The 6953-nt window shown below is 37.1% G+C and carries 5 protein-coding genes; all 5 read left to right on the forward strand.

Features of this window, described 5'->3' with window-relative positions; all coding sequences use genetic code 11:
• Positions 1–96: 96 nt before the first annotated feature.
• Positions 97–1551, forward strand: coding sequence for a hypothetical protein (locus tag HQM15_11915; protein ID MBF0493468.1), 1455 nt, complete (start codon positions 97–99; stop codon positions 1549–1551).
• On the forward strand, positions 1548–2795 hold the full coding sequence (locus HQM15_11920; GenBank protein MBF0493469.1) for a radical SAM protein: 1248 nt from the start codon (positions 1548–1550) through the stop codon (positions 2793–2795). The genes HQM15_11915 and HQM15_11920 overlap by 4 nt, the downstream gene beginning before the upstream one ends.
• A gap of 3 nt (positions 2796–2798) precedes the next feature.
• Positions 2799–4190 (forward strand): glycosyltransferase family 2 protein, encoded by a 1392-nt coding sequence (locus HQM15_11925; protein MBF0493470.1) that lies wholly within the window; start codon positions 2799–2801, stop codon positions 4188–4190.
• 8 nt (positions 4191–4198) lie between these two features.
• A complete protein-coding gene (locus tag HQM15_11930) occupies positions 4199–5929 on the forward strand; it encodes a hypothetical protein (GenBank protein ID MBF0493471.1) in 1731 nt (576 codons plus the stop codon).
• A gap of 15 nt (positions 5930–5944) precedes the next feature.
• Positions 5945–6953: hypothetical protein (locus tag HQM15_11935; GenBank protein ID MBF0493472.1), on the forward strand; the 1009-nt coding region annotated here is incomplete at its 3' end.

The raw sequence follows: 6953 nt of genomic DNA on the forward strand, positions 1-6953 counted from the left end.
ATATTTGAATTTGAAGAAATCCCCCACGACGTACAATTTACCATAGACCACCAATTCAATAAGATCCCTGAAATACTTCAGGTTTGCCAAAAAATAATGCAAATTTTGGCAGCTACCTTAAATAAAATTAAGGAACTTCTTTTTCTGAAAGAGGAGTTCAAATCATTTGAGGGGAAACTGTTTTATAATATTGACAGTCACTTTGTCTTAAAAAACCTCTATGAAACAATTAAGGAAAAACACCCTGATCAAATGCATTATCTGAATGCAAAATCGGGTTTTAACGCACTGAAGCGATGCTGGGAAGCCAATCAACATTGTAACACACAACAATTAATAGAATTTATTCGCGAGAAGAAAATTAAGACAATTTTTTCTATCAATATGTATTTTTTGGAAAATGCCCTGGGCAAAGAAAATCTGCTCCTAGTGCCTTTGCTGAATCATTTGGGAATTGAATTTGTTGTTCTTGATTCTGATACTTATGAACTAAACATGGATGGCTATACGCTTAAAGCCATTCAGAATACAAAAGGTGTACGCCGTTTCTCATTCCTTCCTTATCTTTGCAAATATTTTGATCAAGCAGCTGAGGCCAAGGAAATAAGGTATTGTAGTTGTGGGGATATTTATGAACCCAATCAATTGATTCAAGCTCCAAAACCAAACTATGAGATTTATTGTATCGCTAATTCCCGAACTCATCATGTTTTAGAAAAAATGCCTCAGGTATTCTATTTCATGAATTGTGTGGATTCCGGTTCCCCCTTTGAGGATCAGCAAATGCTTTTCTGCGCGATGAACCATCTTCTACTCCATTCTTCTCATTTAGATTTTGAGCAAAAGAAAAAATATTACTCGCTTTTTGCAAACATCTACCTTGGCGTTTTAAGCCTCTTAAAATATGAAGTGATAGAGGGGATCGAAAGCTCCCAAAAAATCCTGCTTTTTGGAGATACAGAGTGGGCAAAATTATTCCCCCAATATTATCAAAGATATTTGAATCCTGAAGAAATGAAAGAAAGACTACAGAATGGTTCTTCGGTTTATATTCATTTCAATCAAAATCACTCTTATTTTGAAAACAATTTTGTTTTTTTATATTCACTCAATTTTGCCGTTCCTTATCTTGGTTTCCCGGTAGGCTCAAGCCTGCCAGAATTGTCTGGTCTGCGTCATTTAGAATATTCAAATCTACAGGAATTAAATATAAAATTAAAAAACATTGGTGCATTGTGTAAAAACCCGGAATATCAAAACTCATTTTTAAGAATAAAATCTTATCTCAAGTCTTGCCATAATGATTTCATAGATCAAATAGAAGACCCCAACATCAAGAGCTCTCTTTACGATAACCTGTGCAACGAGAACGAACAAATTTTCCAGCAAAAACTAGAACTCTATATTAAAAATAATTTTTATCGCATTACTCAATGCATGGACGAACTGATGAACAAAAAACGCGAGGAGTTTCAAATTCACCAGTATAGCTATTTTCATAAGCCCTATATTCAAAATCTGTTAAGCAACTTTGGCCGGAGCGCTTCATGAAAATACTTTTTTCAAACCCTCCCTGGGAAGTTGAAGGAAGACACACCGTTCGCGCAGGCTCACGTTGGCCGCACAGTTACAAAACAACTCCTGGAGCAAAATACACCTATAAACCTTTCCCTTTTTTTCTGAGCTATGCGGCTTCTTATTGTCAGGAAAGGCTTCCAAATTCTGAAATTATTTTGCGCGATAGTTTACTGAACCAGGAAAGTGTAGAAAACTTTCTATCTTTTTTACTAAAAAATGAATTCGATTATCTGGTTTTTGAAATTTCCACACCTTCACTCGATTCCGATAGAGTTTTGATTCAAAAAATTGCCCATCAAAATCCAAAAACAAAAATTATTCTGGTCGGACAAAACATCGCCTATGATGCAAAAAATCTTTTGGATACACTTCCTGTTTTTGCCTGTATCAAAGGAGAATATGAAAAGGGAGTTGCTCAAGCAATTTCTGGAAATCGCGGTGGAGTTCTCGAATTTAATTTACTCGATCAGACAGAGATGGACGCTGCTCCTGCAGCCATGCGGCGGGAAGGTCTCTATGAATATTATGATGTAGGATATTTCCATGGGAAAGGTCCTATCCTCCAGCTTTGGACTTCTCGTGGTTGTCCCTTCAAATGCTCCTTTTGCACCTGGCCTCAATCGATGACGCTTAACAAGGTACGCTATTATTCAGCAGATTCCTTAAGAAAAGAAATCACACAAACCTTAAAAAAATTCCCAAGTTTCAAAGCGATTTATTTTGATGATGACACCTTCAACCTGAATGACCGTCATGTTCTTGAAGTCTGTAAGGTAGTCGAAGAATTTAAACTTCCTTGGAGTGCCATGTGTCGTGCGGATACCCTTAAGGAAAGTACCTGGGAAGCCATGGCCAGCGCCGACTGTGTGGGAGTAAAAATCGGAGTGGAATCTGCAAGTCAACGAATTTTAGATGAAGTAATCCACAAAAACCTCAATTTGGAGGATGTGCGCCATTTTGTTCCTTTCATTCGATCTTTAGGCATCAAAGTACACGGCACCTTCATGTATGGAAATCCAACGGAAACTGAGGAAGAAATGCTAGCTACTAAACGCTTTATCGAAGAAGTCGGCTTCGATCACGTGCAAGAAAGCGGTGCCGCGCCTTTAGCTGGAACAAAACTTTGGAATTTGAATGAGCAGACTCATCTTTTGAATGAAACGGATGGGAAAAAATATCAGGAAGCCCTGGAAAGAAAATTAGTCCAATATGTGTAATTTATGACCAAACACACTTCTCCATTTGTTGATCTTGATTTCTACATTCCTGTGAAAGACGGTGAAAAATATATCGCTGCCTGTCTGGAAAGCGTGTGCTCTCAAACTTTAAAGCCCAAAAGAATAGTAGTTTATTTGCATACCCCCTGCTTGGATAAAACCGAAGAAATTGCCAAACAGTTTCCAGTTGAAATTCATCGAGTAGATGTTCCTTTGAGCGATGTACGCAACATTGCCTTAAAAGAAATGGATGCAAAATGGATAGGCTGCTGCGATGCCGACGTGGTTTTAGCACCTGATTGGATAGAAAAACTTTGGTCCAAAACTTCTGGAAACTATAGCTTGATTTCTGGAAACACTCAGGAGCGTATTCAAACCTTGGGTGATTGGTGCCGCTCCATTCTTTCACCCCACAACTGGGGGGAATATGATGTCGATAATCCCTATATCTTTGCCCCAGACATGTTGGCTTTAAGACAACGGTTGGCCGATTTGACAGGATACCGTTCGGGTTTATTCAATTATGAAGATTCAGACTTATGCAAACGCCTCAAGGAAAAGGGCGATCAAATTTACTACCTCTCTAGTGCTAGAGCAATGCATATTCGAGAAGATGATTTGCATTCTTGGTTCAACCAACGCTGGGCTCATTCTTTTCCAAGACAGGAATACTTATATGAAACTCCAGAAGGCCTTTATCAAAAATTGCTCAACAATTTTTCGCTGACCACAACCCTCTTTGGAAAGGCCTTAGAATTTGATAAAGTAGATGCACTGCCCTCGATTATCCTGATGCCTTTACACCATTTCGTAAAAGATTTGAATGTTCTCTGTAAAAGCAAAAAAAATGCCCCCTCAAACAAAGAAGCTTCAGAGCTTGAGAGATCCCTGCAAAATTGTCTTGAACTAATTTCTCCACAAGAAGCGAAGCTTTATTGGGAACAGATAAAAATTTTTAATGGTAATACTTTGAGTCAAAATTTTTTAAAATATTATGCCTTTTTTATTTCCAAATGCCTCCAACAATCTACAGATTTAAAAAAGAGATTGGGCAATAAAAATGAATTGCTCTTTAGACTACAATCTTCCGAGTCACTTCAAAAAGAAGCCATTTCGGACAAAGAATGGAACGAATATCGAAAAACACTCCATTTCAAAATTCAAAAGTTTTTTGGAAAAGACCTAAAAAGAGTCTTGTTTAGAAACACCAATCCTTCCTTATTAGATGAGGAAGGGATCTTGGAACATCGGCAAAAAATTTTCCCCGATTCGGACAAGATTTTTACCTGCAAAGATGTCACCGAATATGTCGCAAGCTTTGGAATGAAATTACTTTGGACGGAAACTTTTCAAGGCAGCACAATGATTGCTTACACGAAAGGCGGGATTCTATGATCGGAGATGTGAATAGCGAACTTAATGTCTGTAAATTAGAATTGTTTCTAGCTCCTAATCCTCAACGTATTAGTTTACATTTTTTTTGGCCCCATAAAATTGAAGAACTGCAAGAACTTCCCATTACAAACGATGAAATTAATATAGAGAGCCTCTATTTTTGGATGTTATCCCACTGTAGAAAAATATTTGAATTGGAAGAACTCCCTCAGGACATACAATTGACTATCGGCGCCAAGTTTAACAAGATTCCTGAGATAATCCAAGTTTGCCAAAAAATAATGAGCATTCTGGCAAGCACCTCAAACAAAATCAGAGGAAATCTTTTCCTAAAAGAGGAATTCAAATCATTTGAGGGGAAATTGTTTTATAACATAGAAGACCTCTTCGCCTTAAACGACCTTTATCTTAAAATAAAAGAAAAACATTCTGATCAAACCCACTGCCTTAACATGAAATCGGGTTGGAACAAACTAAAGCGATGCTGGGAAGAGACAGACCATTACAGCATACGACAATTGTTAGACATGATCCGAGAGAAAAAAATAAAAACAATTTTTTCGGTAAACATGTTTCTTCCAAATGATATTTTGAAGAAAGAAGATACGCTATTGATCCCTTTACTAAAACACCTGGGAATCGAATTTATCATCATTGATTTCGACACCTATGAGCTTGTTAATAATGGCCACACCAAGAAAGCCGTGATGAATATGAAAGAAGTTCGTCGTTTTTCTATTTATCCCAGTATATCCAAATATTTTGACCAAGCGGCAGGGGCAAATGAAATTCGCTACTTTAGCTATGGAGACATTCTCAATCCCGATCAACTCATTCATGCCCCAGATCCAAATCCTGAAATAGTCTTTCTTTCCAATGCTCGCAGCAATTATGTTTTGGGTCTGATGCCCCAGATATTACACTTCATGAATTATGTAGATTCTGAAAATCCTTTTGATGATCAACAAATGCTTTTTTATGCGATTAATCATCTACTCCTTCACTCCACAGAATTGGAAATAGACCAAAAGTGGAAGTATTATTCACTTTTCGCAGATGTTTATATGGGAGTTTTAAGTTTGCTTAAATACGAAGTAATCTCAGGAATAGAAACAACCCACAAAGTGTTACTATTTGGAGATACAGCCTGGGAAAAGCTATTTCCCCAATACTATCAGAACCGTTTTTTAAATGAAGAAGAACAGAAAGAAAAACTACAAAATGGCAAATCGATCTACATTCTTTTCAATCAGAATTACTCCTATTTTGAAAATAACCCTGTTTTTTTAAGAGCCATTAATTATGCTGCCCCCTACCTCACTTTTCCTGCGGCAGCTACACTTCAAGAATTATCAGGGCTTCGGCATTTAGAGTATTCAAACCCACAAGAATTTAATTCTAAATTAAAAAACATTGGTTCATTATGCAAAGACCCAGAATATCAAAGCTCCCTTCAAAAAATCAAATCCTATCTTAAATCTTGCCATAATGATTTCGTAAATCAGGTCGAAAATCCTGAAATAAAAATTTCTCTCTATGATCAATTGTGCAACGAAAACGAACAAATTTTTCAGCAAAAATTGGAAGGCTATATTAAAAATAATTTTTATCGTATTTCTCAATGTATGGATGAACTGATGAAAAAGAATCCTAAAGAATTTCAACTGAATCAATACAGTTACTTCCATAAGTCTTATACTCAAAATCTCTTGACCCATTTTGGCCAGAAACATTCATAAAAACTGGGAACGAAGATGCACATTGATGAGAGTAGCCAAAATATTGATCTTGATAGAAATGCAACAGAAAGCAGCTCTATCAAACTTGTGGTGAACGGGCCAAGCCAGCGCTTTGAATTCGCTGTTTTTTCACAAAACCAGCCTCTTGAAAGCTACTCTCTTCAAATGGATCAAGGGGAGGTCACTTATCCTATCCTCAGCGCCTGGCTAATCGCCTGTTTGAAATCGACACTGAATCATTCAAGACCCGATGCTGAAATCACCCTCGAAGCTATACAATATATAAGTGAAACCCCCTCTCTCGACATTGAGAGAATCTGGAGATTTATCGCCGACATTGTTCTGGTCACTCAGGCTCAAAAAAAGAAGTGGAAAAAATTACCCCCCCCCAACCAGAATTTTAATGGTCACCTCTTCATCAACAATGGAGACCCTTCACAACTTTCAAGATTATTTGAAAAATGTCAGAAGAAATTTGGCGGTGGGGCTTTTTTTCATGACATGAAATACTTGGGAAACCAAGAATTTGACTGTTTCAACACCGAAGAACTACTGGACTTCATTCAAAAAAATGAAGTGAAACACCTTCATTTTAGAACAAATATTTTTATTTTCCATCTTTTAACATTTGAAAAAATCTATCTCCCTGCCGTCTTAAAATGGGCAGGAATAAATTATACGATCTTAGATTGTGACTCTTACACTGAAAATGTCGGAGGGGGCTATTATAACAAGCTGTCTTTGGGCATTGAAGGTTCAAAAAGATTCTCCTGTATGCCTCACATCGATAAACCTTGGGATGATTATTTTAAAATTCCTTCTATTCGATATTATTCTTTAGATCATTTAGAACCCATGCAAAACGAAATGCGTTCGCTCAATCCTGACTTTAAAGTTATTCTCACTTCGCATTCCAGAATCCGAGAAGTCATTCAACATTTGAAACCTGCTCTTCTCCTTCTAGAATATAGCAACACCGCCAATCTCTTGTATGACTTTCAATTTCTTTTTCATACCCTCTATA

This window comes from Deltaproteobacteria bacterium (assembly GCA_015233135.1).
In the GTDB taxonomy this organism is placed as follows: Bacteria; UBA10199; UBA10199; order JADFYH01; family JADFYH01; genus JADFYH01.